Below are 15,052 nucleotides of genomic sequence, written 5' to 3'. Positions count from 1 at the left end.
GAAGGGAGGTCAGGCCGCCGCATCGGTCGGTGCGGTCGCGGCCAGGCGGGCCGTGTCGGCCAGCGAGGCCTCGATGGCCTGCGTCTCGCGCGCGAGCAGGGCCAACCCCTGGTCGGCGAACGCGCGGTGGCTGGCCACGTCGGCCCACAGGCTCGCCGCGGCTTCGGCACACGTCAGCGACGTGAAGCGGATGCGGCCCTTGGCGAGCGCGACGAAGCGCTGCTCGCGCAGCGGATCGGCCCGGTCCCAGGCGCCGCCGATGAGCACGCGCTTGCCGCGCTTGATGCGGGGCTCGCGCTCGGCGAAGAAAGGCAGCTTGGCGCCGAACCAGCCCGGCAGGCCCGTGTTCAACGCGGTGTCGAAGGCCGAGGGCGCGGCGTGCGCCTTGGCGAATTCGCGCAGCGTGCCGAGCTGGTAGAGCGCCGGGTCCTTGGCGCCGCCCGTGCCTTCGACGGGTCGGATGACGGACGGGCCGGTGTTGCCCGTGCCCGTGCGCCCTTCGGGTCGTTTCGACTTGCGCAGGTCCGCCAGTTGGGCTGGCGACATGCACAGATACAGCGCCGCGAGGTCAGCGGGCAAGGTGGCGGTGTCCGGGAGCGCGTCCGCTGCAGGGCCTTTGATTTCATCCGACGGGGCCATGGGCGCCTTTGTTCTTCACGCGGGGTTTGCGCCGAGGGATTTTAGGAGGGGCGGTGCAGGCCGCCCGGCCGCGTCAGTGCTCGGGGCCGCTCTGCCCCTGCCCCTGCGGCTCGGGCGCTGGGGCCGGCAGCCATTGCAGCTCGTCCGGCAGGTACGGCCGCGACCAGCTCATGCCGTCCAGCCGCACGCGCAGCGTGAGCCCCCGCACGGTGGTCACGGTGCCGGGCTGCCCGTGCACCAGCACCCTGGCGCCCTTGCGGGCGGGCACATGAAATCGTTTCCGGATGTCCTCGTAGCTCACTGGGGTCTCCATCGATGAAGGTCGCGTGCGCCCGCGTAGTCATGCGCATGCGCATGACTACGCGCGGGGGACGCCTCTGGATTCAGGAACGGCCAAAGGGCGCGTGCGGCGGGGCGCCGCGCCTGGAACAGGCCACGTGGTGGATCTGCGCTGGATCCCCACAAAGTTCACGGTCATCGGGACCGGCATGGTGCCACGCGAGGCGAAGCCCCCCGACGTCTCTCGACAATGCCGCCCCAGGGAGGAGTCATGGCGCGTGGAACGCATCAGGCTTCACGTATAAAATCTTATACATGCGAGTGCGTCAATGGACGAGAAGGAAATCCGCTGGGTGGGCTCGTCCTATGCGGACCTGCTGGCCTTTCCCGTGGAACCGCGCCGCGCGGCGGGTTTCGAACTGGGCAAGGTGCAAGCCGGGCTGGACCCGACGGACTGGAAGCCCTTCAACGATGTGGGGGCCGGCACATGGGAAATCCGGCTGCGGGACGCCAGCGGCATCTACCGCGTGATGTACGTGACGAAGTTCGAGGAAGCGGTCTATGTCCTGCACTGCTTTCAAAAGAAGACACAGGCCACCAGCCCGCAAGACAAGGCCATCGCAGAAGCGCGCTACCGCGCCGTGATCCACGCCAGGAAGGACACACCATGAAGACAGACACAGCCATTCGCCACGTCACCCCGCCGGGCGCCAACCTCTTCCTCGAGCTGGGCTTTGCGCCGGCCGAGGCCCGCCGCCTGCAGGCCGCCTCGCACAAGCAGATCAACGACACCCGGCTGCTGAAGCAGCAGCTCATGGAGGCGCTGGCCGACTGGATCGCCGAGCACCAGCTGAAGCAGGCCGAGGCGGCCGAGATCCTGATGGTTTCGCGCCCCCGGGTGTCGGACGTGGTGAACAAGAAAACGACCAAGTTCACCATCGACACGCTGGTCGAAATGCTCAGCCGCATCGGCAAGCCGGTCACGTTGACCGTCGGCTGATCTCCGTTCGCCCGTCCCCGATAATCCCCGAGTGAAAACGACGACTGCCCACCCCGCCCCCTCCTCCAGCGACTTCTCCGGGCACACGCCCATGATGGCGCAGTACCTGGGCCTCAAAGCCGACCATCCGGACACCCTGCTGTTCTACCGGATGGGCGATTTCTACGAACTGTTCTGGGCCGACGCCGAAAAGGCCTCGCGCCTGCTCGACATCACGCTCACCCAGCGCGGCCAGTCGGCCGGGCAGCCGGTGCTGATGTGCGGCGTGCCCTTCCACTCGGTCGACACCTACCTCGCGCGGCTCATCAAGCTGGGCGAATCCGTGGCCATCTGCGAGCAGGTGGGCGAGGTCGGTGCCAGCAAGGGGCCGGTCGAGCGCAAGGTGGTGCGGGTGGTCACGCCCGGCACGCTGACCGACTCGGAACTGCTCAACGACAAGAGCGATTCGCTGCTGCTCGCCGTGCATGCGGGCACGCGCAATTTCTGCGGCCTGGCCTGGCTCAGCGTGACGGGCGCCGAGCTGCGGCTGGCCGAGTGCCCGGCCGACGCGCTCGAAGCCTGGATCGCGCGCATCGCGCCGAGCGAGCTGCTGTACAGCGCCGAGGTCACGCCCGCGTTCGAGCAGCGCCTGAAGGCCGCGCGCGCGGCCGTGCCGTTCACGCTGTCGCTGCGTCCGGCCTGGCAGTTCGACCCCGGCCTGGGCGAACGCAAGCTCAGCGAGCAGATGGGCAGCCACAGCCTCGCGGCCTGGAACGCCGAATCGCTGGGCAACGCGCACGCCGCAGCCGCCGCGCTGCTGGGCTATGCCGAGCACACGCAGGGCCGCGCGCTGTCGCACGTGCGGCGCCTGTCGGTGGAGCGCGACGGCGACCTGATCGAGCTGCCGCCCACCACGCGCCGCAACCTGGAGCTGGTGCAGACGCTGCGCGGCGAAGACTCGCCCACGATGTTCTCGCTGCTCGACACCTGCATGACGGGCATGGGCAGCCGCCTGCTCAAGCGCTGGCTGCTCTCGCCGCGTCGCGACCGCAGCGAAGCCCAGGGCCGGCTCGACGCCATCGGCGCGCTGCAGTCCCCCGGGCCCGGCGCCACGGCCGCGCCCTGGCGCACGCTGCGCGAGCAGCTGAAGAACACCAGCGACGTGGAACGCATCGCGGCGCGCATTGCGCTGCGCCAGGTGCGCCCGCGCGAACTGGTGGCGCTGCAGCTCGCGCTGGCGAAGGCCGAGCAGCTGGCGCCGCTGCTGCCGGGCGCCGCGGCGCTGCTGGCGCAGATCACCGAACGCCTCGCACCGCCGCCGGGTTGCGCCGACCTGCTGGTGCGCGCGATCAAGCCCGATCCGTCGGCGCTGGTGCGCGACGGCGGCGTGATCGCCACGGGCCACGACGCCGAGCTCGACGAGCTGCGCGAGATCAGCGAGAACTGCGACGACTTCCTGCTCAAGCTCGAGATCAGCGAGCGCGAGCGCACCGGCATCAGCAACCTGCGCGTGCAGTTCAACCGCGTGCACGGCTTCTACATCGAGGTGACGCAAAGCGCGCTCTCGAAGGTGCCCGACAACTACCGCCGCCGCCAGACGCTGAAGAACGCCGAGCGCTTCATCACGCCCGAGCTGAAGGCCTTCGAAGACAAGGCGCTGAGCGCGCAAGACCGCGCGCTGGCGCGCGAGAAGTGGCTGTACGAGCAGTTGCTCGATGCGCTGCAGCCGTCGGTGCCGGCGCTCACGCAGCTGGCCGGCGGCATTGCCGCGCTCGACGCGCTGTGCGCGCTGGCCGAGCGCTCGCACACGCTGAACTGGCGCGCGCCGACCTTCGTGTCGCACCCGTGCATCGAGATCCAGCAGGGCCGCCACCCGGTGGTGGAGGCGCGGCTGGCCGAGAAGTCGTCGGGCGGCTTCATTGCCAACGACACGCAGATGGGGCCGCAGCAGCGCATGCAGATCATCACCGGCCCGAACATGGGCGGTAAGTCGACCTACATGCGGCAGGTGGCCATCGTGGTGCTGCTGGCCTCCATCGGCTCGCACGTGCCGGCCACGGCCTGCCGGCTCGGGCCGATCGACGCCATTCACACGCGCATCGGCGCGGCCGACGACCTGGCCAACGCGCAGTCGACCTTCATGCTCGAGATGACCGAGGCCGCGCAGATTTTGCACAGCGCCACGGCGCAGTCGCTGGTGCTCATGGACGAAATCGGCCGCGGCACCAGCACCTTCGACGGCCTGGCGCTGGCAGCCGGCATCGCGGCGCAGTTGCACGACCGCAGCAAGGCCTTCACGCTGTTCGCCACGCACTACTTCGAGCTCACCGAGTTCCCGGCCACGCACCACGGCGCCGTGAACATGCACGTGAGCGCGACCGAGTCGGGCCGCGACATCGTGTTCCTGCACGAGATGCAGCCGGGCCCGGCGAGCAAGAGCTACGGCATCCAGGTGGCGCGCCTCGCGGGCATGCCCGCGGCGGTGGTCAACCACGCGCGGCAGGCGCTCGATGCGCTCGAATCGCAGCATGCGCAAACGCGTGCGCAAGTCGACCTGTTCGCGCCGCCGCCAGCCACCGAAACCCCCATGGCCAGCGCCGTAGAATCCGCGCTGGCTGCCCTCGACCCGGACGCCATGAGCCCGCGCGAAGCCCTCGACGCGCTCTATGCCCTCCAGAAACTGAACGCACGTGAACGCAGTACCGCATGAGCGGGCCCAGTTCCTGCAAGGCGAACCCATGACTTATTGCGTAGGCATCAAACTCAACGCCGGCCTGGTGTTTCTCTCCGACTCGCGCACGAACGCGGGGGTGGACCACATCAGCACCTTCCGCAAGATGATCGTCTACGAGCAGCCGGGCGACCGCGTCATGGTGCTGCTGTCGTCGGGCAACCTGAGCATCTCGCAGTCGGTGCGCGAAATCCTGCAGATCGAAGAGCTGCGCGAAACGCGCGAAGACGGCACGCAGGGTGAACCCATCACCATCTGGAACGCCAAGAGCATGTTCGACGCCGCACGCGTGCTGGGCTCGGCCGTGCGTCACGTGTACGACCGCGACGCCGAAGCGCTCAAGCATGCGGGGCTGGACTTCAACGTGTCGTTCATCTTCGGCGGGCAGGTCAAGGGCGAAGGCATGCGCCTGTTCCTGGTCTACGCCGCGGGCAACTTCATCGAAGCCACCACCGAGACGCCCTACTTCCAGGTCGGCGAGTCGAAGTACGGCAAGCCCGTGCTCGACCGCGTGCTCACCCCCGAGACGCCGCTGGACGAAGCCGCCAAGTGCGCGCTGGTGTCGATGGACTCGACCATGAAGTCGAACCTGTCGGTGGGCCTGCCGCTCGATCTGGTGGTGTACGAGGCCAACAAGCTCGAGACCGACCGCGTGATCTGCATCGACGCCGACAACCCCTACTACCGCATGATGCACAACAGCTGGGGCCAGAAGCTGCGCGAGGTGTTCGACAGCATCGAAGACCCGGTGTGGGACGACAGCGCCACCGAACACCCGCTGCGGATGCCGGCCACGCGCCACAGCCCGCTGCGCAAGATCTCCACGCCCGACGAAAAGCTCATCTGAATCTGTCCGTGCCTCCTGTCATCTTTTCGCACGGCAACAGCTTTCCGGCGAGCACCTACCGCGTCGTTCTCGACAGCCTTCGCAACCGGGGCTTCGAGGTCGACGCCATCGAGAAATTCGGGCACGACCCGAAGTACCCCGTCACCGACAACTGGCCGCACCTGGTGCAGCAGCTGGCCGACTTCGCCAAGCTGCGCGCCGACCGCGCGGGCGGCCCGGTGTTCCTCATCGGCCATTCGCTGGGCGGTTTCCTGAGCCTGATGTGCGCGGCGCGCCACCCCGAGCTGGCGCGCGGCGTGCTGCTGATCGACTCGCCGATCCTCGGCGGCTGGCGCGCGAACACGCTCAACGTGGTCAAGCGCACGCCGCTCATGAAGAGCATTTCGCCCGGCGCCACCAGCCGCAAGCGCCGCAACAGCTGGGAGCATCGCGAGGCGGTGTTCGAGCACTTCCGCAGCAAGAAGGCGTTCGCGAAGTGGGACGAGCAGGTGCTGCACGACTACATCGACCACGGCACCTTCGACAGCGAAGACACGCGCTCGCTGAGCTTCGACCGCGACGTGGAAACCGCCATCTACAACACGCTGCCCCACACGCTGGGCGGGCTGCTGCGCCGCCATCCGATCAAGTGCAAGGTGGCCTTCATCGGCGGACGCCAGTCGGTCGAGATGAAGCAGGTGGGCATGGCGATGACCGAACAGGTCACCAAGGGCCGCATCACGATGCTCGACGGCAGCCACCTGTTCCCGATGGAAAAGCCGCTGGCCACGGCGGCGGCCATCGAGGCTTCGCTGCGCAACCTGATGTAGGTGGTGTTCAAGCGGTGCGGCAGGCGACCGCGTCGCCGACGCGCAGCACACCGCCACGCAGCACCCGCGCCGTCACGCCGCCATGCCCGCGCATGGCGTTGTAGCCCCCGGGGCCGAGCAGTTCCTCCATGCGCGAGCAGGGCTCGCAGGGCCCGGTGATCTCGAGGAGCACCTCGGGCCCGAGCGCCAACACCAGCGGCTGGTCGCGAAACAGCGAGCGTGCCGCCAGCAGGTTCAGCCCCGACACAACGAGGTTGCGGCGCAGCAGCCCCGCGTCGACCCCTTCCATGCGCTGCGCGAGCGCCGCGACAACCGGCAGGTGCTCCGCCTGGATCAGCGTGACCTGCCGCTTGCCACCGCCGCGCCCGGCACTGCTGCGGTCGCCGGCCAGGCCCAGCCCTTCGACCGCCAGCACCTCCTGCACCGACGCGACAGGCGTGCGCCGCGCGGGGCGCAGCAGGATGGCATCGAGCCGGCCGGGATGCGGAAACTGCCGGGTCAGGGCGTGGAGGTCGGACATGCGCCGCATTGTCCACGCGGACTTTTTTTGCGCGCCGCTGTCGGCCCGCCGCATACTGGCGCGTCCTTGGGGTTGAACCGACCTTCTTCGAAGCGACACGCACCGCGCCGACGATGACCACCACCGAGCTGAGCTGGATCGCCACCACGCTGACCGCCGCGCGCCCGCGCGCGGTGGCGGCGCTGCTGCGCTACTTCCGCGACCTGGACACGGCCGAGGAAGGTTTTCAGGAAGCCAGCCTGCGTGCGCTGCGGCACTGGCCCGAGCAGGGCCCGCCCGACGACCCGCTGGCGTGGCTGATCCTCGTGGGGCGCAACGCGGCGCTCGACGAACTGCGGCGGCGCGACCGGCACGATCCGTTGCCCGAAGAGGACGACGGCGACGCGGACGCGACCCTCGACCCCGACCTCGCCGAACAGCTCGACCAGTCGCACTACCGCGACGACGTGCTGCGCCTGCTGTTCGTCTGCTGCCACCCCGCACTGCCACTGGCGCAGCAGATCGCACTCGCGCTGCGCATCGTCTCGGGGCTGTCGGTGCCGGAGATCGCGCGCGCCTTCCTGGTCGGCGAGCGTGCGATGGAGCAGCGCATCACGCGCGCCAAGCAGCGCGTGGCCGCGGCCGGTCTGCCCTTCGATGCGCCCGGCGTGCGCGAACGCGGCGAGCGGCTGGCGGCCGTGGGCGCGGTGGTCTACCTGCTGTTCAACGAAGGCTACGCGGCCAGCGGCGGCACGGCCCATGTGCGCGTGGCGCTGTGCGAAGAGGCGATCCGGCTCGCGCGCCTGCTGTGCGACCTGTTCCCCGACGAGCCGGAGACCACCGGCCTGTGCGCCCTGCTGCTGTTGCAGCACGCGCGCGCCGATGCGCGGCTCGATGCGGCCGGCATGGTCGTGCTGCTCGAAGACCAGGACCGCACGCGCTGGCACCGCGCGGCGATCGACGAAGGCCTAGCCCTGCTCGACGCCGCGCTGCGCCGGCGCCGCGTCGGGCCGTACCAGCTGCAGGCGGCCATCGCGGCCACGCATGCGCGGGCCGCGCGCGCCGCCGACACCGACTGGGCCGAGATCGACCGGCTCTACGCCGGGCTCGAAAAGCTGCAGCCCTCGCCCGTGGTCACGCTCAACCGCGCGGTGGCCGTGGCCAAGGTGCGCGGGCCCGAGGCGGCGCTGGCGATGGTCGACGGGCTGGCAGAGCCGCTGTCGGCGTACTTCCACTTCCACGGCCTGCGCGGCGGGCTGCTGACGCAGCTGGGCCGCGCCGACGAAGCGCGCCGCGCCTTTGCCGACGCGCTCGCGTTGGCCCGCACCGCCGCCGAGGCCGCGCACATCCGCCTGCTGCTCGACCGCCTCGGCTCGGGCGCCTCTTCCGACTCCCTTCAAGCAAAGGACGCACGATGCTCTATTCCATCCTGATCTACGGTTCCGAAGCTGCGGCGGCCGGCTGGGCGCCCGAGGTCGAAGACGAGATGCTCGAGCGCCACACCGACCTGCGCGACGAGCTGCAGGCCGCCGGCCGGCTCGGCACCGTGCTGCGCCTGATGCCCGACACCGCCACCACCGTGCGGCACGCCGGCGCCGCGCATCCGCTGGTGACCGACGGGCCGTTCGCCGAGACGAAGGAGCAGCTGATGGGCATCTACATCGTCGAATGCGAGTCGCTCGAAGACGCGCGGCATGCGGCGCGGCGGCTGGACTTCGAGGGCGGCGTGTTCGAGATCCGCCCGGTGACCTGGTACGACCCGGGCGTGATCGCGCCGCGCATCCCGCAAGTCTGAAAAAAAATCCCACTGCGCTGTCGGATCAGCTGGGCCTGCGCCGTCCTTGGAACGAGCGCCCGCATGTCGCGGGCGCCAAACACTCCAAGGAGAAACGTCCATGCCCTCGAATGTCCCCTCTTTGCAAGACCGCTGCGCGGTGATCCACGGCGGCAGCGGTGCCCTCGGCGGCGCCATCGCCCGCGCCTTTGCACGCGAAGGCGCCCGCGTGTTCGTCACCGGCCGCAGCCGCGACAAGCTCGACGCGGTCGTGCGAGACATCGCCCAAGCCGGCGGCCATGCGCAGGCCGCGGTGGTCGATGCGCTGGACGAAGCAGCGATGCTGCGCCACGCGGCCGAGGTCGCCGAGCACACCGGCGGCATCGACCTCGCGTTCAACGCCGTCGGCGTCTTCCACGTGCAGGGCCGGCCGCTGGCCGAGCTGTCGCTGGAGGATTTCTTCCTCCCCATCCACGCCTACACGCGCGCCAACTTCCTCACCGCCAAGGCCGTGGCGCCGCACATGGCGGCACGCGGCGGCGGCGTGATCCTGTCGGTCTCGACGCCCGCCTCGCGCCTACCCGGCCCCGGGTACCTCGGGCATGCCGTGGCCTGCGCCGGCGTGGAGGGGCTCGTGCGCCACATGGCGGGCGAGCTGGCGGCCTTTCGCATCCGCACGGCCTGCATCCGCTCGCACGCGATTCCCGAGGCGGTGGCCGCGGGCTCGCACAGCGGCGAGGTGTTTCGCCCGGCGGCCGAGCGCATGGGCCTCACGGTCGAGCAGATGCTGGCCGCGCGGCCCGAGGGCCTGCTGGTCGAACGCCTGCCCTCGCTGGACCAGCTCGCGGGCACCGCGGTGTTCCTGGCCTCGCCGCTGGCCGGGGCCATGACGGGCGCAATAGTCAACCTGAGCGGAGGGGTCATCCTCGATTAGGGTTGTGGTCGCTTTGAATTAACATCAAGATACAAATAGGAACTTTAGAAACAGTCGTTTCATTTAAGAAAAAACGTTGCACCACGTACACCACGGCTCAAAAATGTCGTCCTATGTCTGCCCCTCTCCTGGAAGACGTTGAAGTGGTCTCGCTGAGCCCCGCGCTGGTGGTCGAAGACGATCCGGCGATGCGCGAGCGCCTGGCGTACGTGCTGTCGACGCTCGGATGCGACGAGCCCCAGATCGCCTGGGCCGACAGCCTGACCTCGGCCCGCTCGCTGCTGGAGCAGCAGCATTTCGGCGTGGCGCTGATCGACATCGGCCTGCCCGACGGCAGCGGCGTCGACCTGATCGAGTGGATGCACGAGCACCACCGGCTGGTGCCCGCGGTGGTGATCTCGGCCTGGCGCACCGAGGCCGTGATCTTCGCGGCGCTGCGTGCCGGCGCCATCGGCTACCTGCTGAAGGAACGCGACGACCTCGAGCTCAGCATCGCACTGCGCAGCATCGAGCAAGGCGGCGCACCGATCGACCCGGCCATCGCGCGCCGCATCCTCGGCTGGGTCGCGACCCAGCTGCCCAGCCTACCCTCGCCGCCCGACGACCCGTCGCTGACGCCGGCCACCACGCCCGTCATGCTGACGCCGCGCGAGCGCAAAATCCTCGAGCTCGTGTCGCAAGGGATGAGCAACCGCGACATGGCGGAGGCGCTGTCGATCTCCAGACTCACCGTGGAATGCCACACCAAGAACATCTACCGCAAGCTGGCCGTCAACTCGCGCACCGAGGCGGTCTACCAGGGCCGAAGGCAGGGCCTGCTGCGCTGAGGTTCCTCGCGGGCCTGCTGCTGTGGGCCCTGTGGCTGCTGCTTTCTACTGGCAGCGCACACGCACAAACACCGGTTGTTCCTGAACTTCGCGCCGAAGCCGCACGCGGCACCGGCTGGGACGACACGACCCCACCCGCCGACGGCTGGACGCCCGTCGCCCTACCCGACAGCTGGGCCACGCGCTGGCCCGGCTTCGACGGCGTGGTCTGGTACCGGCTGACCTGGGAGCAGCCCGCGCCGGTGACCGAAACCGGGCTGCTGCTGCACTACCTGAACATGGCCGGCGAGGTCTCGCTCAACGGCACGACGATCTGGCGCGACCGCAGCCTGGTCGAGCCGCTCACGCGCGCATGGAACTCGCCGCGCTACTGGCTGCTGGACGCGCCGCAATTGCGCGCCGGCACCAACACGCTGCTGGTGCGCGTCTCGGGCCTGTCGGCCTACCAGGCCGGGCTGGGGCCGGTGAGCCTGGGCACGCCCGCGGCCATGCAGGCCGAGTTCGGCCGCGAGCAGCTCATGCGGCGCGATCTGCAGGTGTTCGGCCTGGCGACCAGCGCGGCGGTGTCGGCCTTCTTCGCGGCGTGGTGGCTGCTGCGCCGGCGCGAGACGGCCTACGGTTGGTTCGCGGCAATGTCGGTGCTGTGGCTGCTGTTCGGCTACAACCAGATCGCCACCAGCCCGTGGCCCTTTGCCAGCAACCACAGCTGGCAGGCGCTGAACACCTCGCTGCTGCTGTTCTTCAGCGTGTCGTACGGCGTGTTCGTGCTGCGCTTTGCCGGGCGGCGCCTGCCGCGCCTGGAGATCGCGGCGTTCGCGGTGGCGGCCGTCGGCGTGCTCGACCTGTGGTTCGCGGGCACCGCCAACCTGCCCACCCACCGCGCGATCTGGACGCTGGTGGGCGGCCTCACGATCATCGTGGTGAACAGCAGCGGCATCTTCCACGCGCTGCGCCACCGGGGCAGCCCGATGCGTTCGCTCGCGCCGTTCATGGCGGTGTCGGCGCTCACGGGCGCGCACGACCTGCTGGTGTTCACGCAGGTGATCGACAGCAACATCTACTACACAACCATGTCCTCGTACGTGCTGCTCTTGGGCATGGCGCTCACGCAGGCCGGGCGCTTCGTGCAGAGCCTGCGGCGCATCGAGAACTTCAACACCGAGCTGATCGAGGAAGTGAACGCCGCCAAGGCCGAGCTCGCGTCCACGCTCGCGCAGCAGCACGCGCTGGAGCTCGCGCACGCGCGCATCGGCGAGCGCGTGGCGCTGGTGAGCGACCTGCACGACGGCCTGGGCGGCATGCTGGTGGGCAGCATCGCGACGCTGGAGCGCACGCCCGAGCACCTCAGCGCGCCGCAGCTGCTGGCGATGCTCAAGAGCCTGCGCGACGACCTGCGGCTGATCATCGACGCCACCGGCCGCGACGACGGCGCGCGCGCGCTCGGCGAATTGCTGGCGCCGCTGCGCTACCGCAGCGCGCAGCTGCTGGACGCCAACGGCATCGACTGCCGCTGGAAGGTGTCGGGCATCGACACGCTCGAACTCGCGCCCTCGCAGAGCCTGGACCTGATGCGCTTCCTGCAGGAGGCGCTGACCAACGTGCTCAAGCACAGCGCGGGCCGGCGCGTGGACGTGACGGTGGCGCGCGCGGGCGCCGAGCTGCAGCTCAGCGTGCGCGACGACGGCCGCGGGTTTGCAGTGGACGGCGTGAGCGGCGGCGCGGGGCTGCGCAACCTGCGGGCGCGCGCACGCCGCCTGGGCGCGCAGCTGCAGCTGCAGTCGCGCCCCGGCGAGACCCAGGTGGTTTTGCGGATGCCCTTGGGCGGCGCGGCGCCTACTTGACCAGCGCCAGCGTGCCCTTCATGAGCGACGCGTGCCCCGGGAACGAGCAGAACCACGCATAGCTGTCTCCCGCCTTGAGCTTGCTCACGTCGAAGCTGACGGCATCGGTCTCGCCGCCGCCGATGACCTTCGAATGCGCGATGACACGGGCATCGCCCGGCTTCACATAGGCCTTGTCCAGCCCCGCGCCGATGCCGTCCGCCGCCACGCCCTGCGCGTCGGCGGCCTTGCTCAGCACCCAGTTGTGGCCCATCGCGGCCTTGGGCAGCTTGCCGACGTGCTTGAGCTTCACGGTGAACTGCTTGCAGCTGGCCGGCACCGCGATGGCGCTCTTGTTGAACTGCATCGCGTCGTTGCCTTCGATCTCGATGTCGCAGGTGGCGGCCAGCACGGGGCCGGCAAGCAGCGCCGTGAAAAGCAGGGCCGCGGTGGTTCTCGTCTTCATCACATGGTTCCTTCGGTGAGGTGCCGATTCGGCACGCCCCACTGTGCGGTGGGCGTGCCGCGAAACACTTGCGATGAATCAATGCGCGGCGAAAAGCCTCAAAGCTCGAGCACCAGCCGGCCTTCGCAGGCACGCGAACAGCAGGCCATCATCTTCGTGTTCGCATCGCGCTCGCTGCGCGTGAGCACCACGTCGCGGTGATCGACCTTGCCGGCCAGCACGCGCACTTCGCACGAACCGCACAGGCCTTCCTCGCAGTCGCTCTGCACATCGACGTTGGCCGCGCGCAGGGCCGTCAGCAAGGTCTGGTCGGGCGGCACGGTGATCACGAGGCCGGAGTCTTTCAGCTCCACCTCGAAGGCATGTTCCTTCGACGGGTCGAGCGTGGCCAGCGTCGATTCGAAATGCTCCACGCGCAGCGCGCCCTCGGGCCATGCGGCGCAGCAGTCTTCGAGCGCTTCGAGCATGCGCAGCGGGCCGCAGGCATACACCTGCGCGCCGGGCACGGGCGTGGCCAGCAGCGCGTGCAGGTCGTTGCGCCGGCCTTCGTCGGCGGCATGCACGTGCAGGCGCCCGCCGTGCAGCGCGGCCAGTTCGTCGACGAAGGCCATGCTCGCGCGGCTGCGGCCGCTGTAGTGCAGTTCGTAGTCCATGCCCAGCGCCTTGGCGCGGCGCGCCATCGCGCTCACGGGCGTGATGCCGATGCCGCCGGCGATGAAGATCGCCTTCGGCAGCGACTCGTCGAGCCGGAAGTGGTTGCGCGGGCCGCGGATGCGCAGGCGGTCGCCCACCTTCACGTTCGCATGCACCCAGGCCGAACCGCCACGGCCTTCGGGCTCGTGCAGCACGGCGATCTCCAGCGCGTGGGCTTCGTCGGGGTCGCCGCACAGCGAGTACTGGCGCGACAGCTCGGGTGAGCCGCATTCCACGTCGATGTGCGAGCCCGGCGTCCAGCGCGGCAGCGGCTTGCCGTCGGGCGACACCAGGCGCAGCCGCACGACGCCGTCGGCCACCGGCGTCACGCGCTCGACCACCACGGGCCGCGCGATGGCGTGCGCCGACGGCTCCCCGATGCGCACGGGCACCTGCACGTCGCGCAGGCCGGCGTTGGCGCGCTCCGGGTTGGCGCGCGGGTCCCATTCGACCCACAGGTGCTCGGGGCCGCGGAACGAGGTGTTGGGCACGTAGCTGAAGCGTTGCTCCGACAGGCGCATGTGCGGCAAGCGGCGCGTGAACTCCTCCAGGAAGATCTGCATCTCCATGCGCGCCAGGTTCTTGCCCATGCACTGGTGCGAGCCGTAGCCGAAGGTCAGGTGGTCGCTGGCGTTGTCGCGGCGGATGTCGAACAGGTCGGCATCGGCGAAGTGGCCTTCGTCGTGGTTGGCCGACGAGGTGACGATCAAGAGGCGCGAGCCCGCCGGCAGGTCGACGCCGCCGACCTGCGTGTCCTTGGTGACGAGCCGGCGCCAGGCGGCCACCGAGCCGTTGTGGCGCAGGCACTCTTCCACGGCGTTGGGAATGAGGCCCGGGTCGTCGCACAGCTCCTGCCACACCTGCGGATGCTGCAGCAGCAGCTTCACGGCGTTGGCGGTGGCGTTGGCGGTGGTCTCGTGCGCGGCCACGATGCCGGCCATCATCATCGAGTGCAGGTACGAGTCGGTGACGACCTCGGGGTGCAGCATCTGCTTGCGGATGCCGTACTGCATCCAGCCCGGTGCGTCGGGGTCCTGGCGCATCTTGTCGAGCACCTTGCCGGCGTACTGCCAGAAGTTGCCGACGGCGTGCGCCACGGCCACCTGCTCTTCGGGCTTGGGGCGGCCCCAGGTGTTGACGGTGTGCGCGATGGAGTATTTGCGCAGCGTGTCCATGTCTTCCTCGGGCACGCCGAGAAAGTGCAGCGCCACGGTGAGCGGGATTTCCCACAGCATCTGGTCGACGAGGTCGGCGCGGCCGTCGTCGATGAAGCGGTCGACGTAGCTGCGCGCGAGTTCGCGCACCAGCGGCTCGTGGTGCTTCAGCGCCTCGGGCGTGAACGGGTCCATGAGCGCGCGGCGGCGCGGCATGTGGGCCGGCTCGTCCTCGTTCACCAGCGTGCGGTTGAGCGCAAAGCCGTAGCTTGCGAGCACGGCGTTGGCTTCTTCGCCCGTGGGCGTGATCTTCTCCAGCGCGTTCGACGGGCTGAAGGTGAGGTTGTCGCGGAACACCGCCTTGATGTCGTCGTAGCGCGTGATCACCCAGTAGCCCAGCTTGGGGCTGTAGAAGATCGGCTCCTGCTCGCGGGCCCAGCGCACGTACTCGGGCGGGTCTTGCTGGTAGCCGTCTTCGAAGGGGTCGAACTCGGCGGCGCGCTGGCTCACGGGGCAGCCGGTGGGCGTGCGCTCGGCGGAGAGCGCCCCGTGCGCGACGGGGCAGCCGGAGGTGCGCGAAGGCATGGCGGTATCGGACATG

The 15,052-nt window shown here is 69.6% G+C and carries 15 protein-coding genes; 10 read left to right on the top strand and 5 right to left on the bottom strand.

Annotated elements, in window-relative coordinates:
• Positions 1-9 precede the first annotated feature (9 nt).
• Both VHAB30_RS04925 and VHAB30_RS04920 read right to left on the bottom strand, forming a co-directional pair.
• The gene (locus VHAB30_RS04925) at positions 10-579 is read right to left on the bottom strand and encodes a hypothetical protein (protein ID WP_235926444.1); all 570 of its coding nucleotides are present in this window, start codon (positions 577-579) and stop codon (positions 10-12) included.
• Positions 580-712: 133 nt separating this feature from the next.
• Complete coding sequence (locus VHAB30_RS04920; RefSeq protein WP_159276023.1) at positions 713-952, bottom strand: polysaccharide deacetylase; 240 nt, start codon at positions 950-952, stop codon at positions 713-715.
• Positions 953-1,247: 295 nt separating this feature from the next.
• Here VHAB30_RS04920 and VHAB30_RS04915 point away from each other — a divergent pair, with 295 nt between their 5' ends.
• Genes VHAB30_RS04915 through VHAB30_RS04895 form a run of 5 tightly spaced genes read left to right on the top strand, consistent with a single transcriptional unit; the run spans position 1,248 to position 6,284 of the window.
• On the top strand, positions 1,248-1,589 hold the full coding sequence (locus VHAB30_RS04915; protein WP_159276022.1) for a type II toxin-antitoxin system RelE/ParE family toxin: 342 nt from the start codon (positions 1,248-1,250) through the stop codon (positions 1,587-1,589).
• A complete protein-coding gene (locus tag VHAB30_RS04910) occupies positions 1,586-1,918 on the top strand; it encodes a helix-turn-helix domain-containing protein (RefSeq protein WP_159270960.1) in 333 nt (110 codons plus the stop codon). The genes VHAB30_RS04915 and VHAB30_RS04910 overlap by 4 nt, the downstream gene beginning before the upstream one ends.
• Positions 1,919-1,949: 31 nt before the next feature.
• Positions 1,950-4,607 (top strand): DNA mismatch repair protein MutS, encoded by a 2,658-nt coding sequence (gene mutS, locus VHAB30_RS04905; RefSeq protein ID WP_159276021.1) that lies wholly within the window; start codon positions 1,950-1,952, stop codon positions 4,605-4,607.
• 28 nt (positions 4,608-4,635) lie between these two features.
• Entirely contained in the window at positions 4,636-5,475 is an 840-nt protein-coding gene (locus tag VHAB30_RS04900; protein ID WP_062474940.1) for a proteasome-type protease, read from the top strand.
• 2 nt (positions 5,476-5,477) lie between these two features.
• Positions 5,478-6,284, top strand: coding sequence for an alpha/beta fold hydrolase (locus VHAB30_RS04895; protein WP_174250240.1), 807 nt, complete (start codon positions 5,478-5,480; stop codon positions 6,282-6,284).
• Between the two features lie 7 nt (positions 6,285-6,291).
• Here VHAB30_RS04895 and VHAB30_RS04890 read toward each other — a convergent pair whose 3' ends face one another.
• The gene (locus VHAB30_RS04890; RefSeq protein WP_159276019.1) at positions 6,292-6,804 is read right to left on the bottom strand and encodes an MOSC domain-containing protein; all 513 of its coding nucleotides are present in this window, start codon (positions 6,802-6,804) and stop codon (positions 6,292-6,294) included.
• A gap of 113 nt (positions 6,805-6,917) precedes the next feature.
• Between VHAB30_RS04890 and VHAB30_RS04885 the strand changes: the two genes are divergently transcribed.
• The 5 genes from VHAB30_RS04885 (at position 6,918) to VHAB30_RS04865 (ending at position 12,159) form a co-directional block, all read left to right on the top strand.
• Positions 6,918-8,216, top strand: a complete 1,299-nt coding sequence (locus tag VHAB30_RS04885; protein ID WP_159276018.1) for an RNA polymerase sigma factor — start codon at positions 6,918-6,920, stop codon at positions 8,214-8,216.
• Positions 8,198-8,578, top strand: coding sequence for a YciI family protein (locus VHAB30_RS04880; protein ID WP_070062632.1), 381 nt, complete (start codon positions 8,198-8,200; stop codon positions 8,576-8,578). The genes VHAB30_RS04885 and VHAB30_RS04880 overlap by 19 nt, the downstream gene beginning before the upstream one ends.
• Before the next feature lie 100 nt (positions 8,579-8,678).
• The gene (locus VHAB30_RS04875) at positions 8,679-9,491 is read left to right on the top strand and encodes an SDR family NAD(P)-dependent oxidoreductase (protein WP_159276017.1); all 813 of its coding nucleotides are present in this window, start codon (positions 8,679-8,681) and stop codon (positions 9,489-9,491) included.
• A 113-nt stretch (positions 9,492-9,604) separates the two neighbouring features.
• Positions 9,605-10,318: a response regulator transcription factor gene (locus tag VHAB30_RS04870; protein ID WP_159276016.1), complete on the top strand. Its 714-nt coding sequence runs from the start codon at positions 9,605-9,607 to the stop codon at positions 10,316-10,318.
• Complete coding sequence (locus tag VHAB30_RS04865) at positions 10,228-12,159, top strand: sensor histidine kinase (protein ID WP_159276015.1); 1,932 nt, start codon at positions 10,228-10,230, stop codon at positions 12,157-12,159. Before VHAB30_RS04870 ends, VHAB30_RS04865 begins: the two co-directional genes overlap by 91 nt.
• Here the strand turns inward: VHAB30_RS04865 and azu are convergent.
• Positions 12,152-12,604, bottom strand: coding sequence for an azurin (azu, locus tag VHAB30_RS04860; RefSeq protein ID WP_159276014.1), 453 nt, complete (start codon positions 12,602-12,604; stop codon positions 12,152-12,154). The two genes, VHAB30_RS04865 and azu, sit on opposite strands and share 8 nt — an antisense overlap.
• A gap of 98 nt (positions 12,605-12,702) precedes the next feature.
• On the bottom strand, positions 12,703-15,051 hold the full coding sequence (locus VHAB30_RS04855) for a cytochrome P450/oxidoreductase (protein WP_159276013.1): 2,349 nt from the start codon (positions 15,049-15,051) through the stop codon (positions 12,703-12,705).
• Position 15,052 lies beyond the last annotated feature (1 nt).

The sequence above is a fragment of the Variovorax boronicumulans genome (genome assembly GCF_009811375.1).
GTDB classification, from domain to species: Bacteria; Pseudomonadota; Gammaproteobacteria; order Burkholderiales; family Burkholderiaceae_C; genus Variovorax; species Variovorax boronicumulans.
The sequence above is the reverse complement of the archived record's forward strand: the minus strand, read 5'-3'. Positions and strand labels throughout refer to the sequence as shown.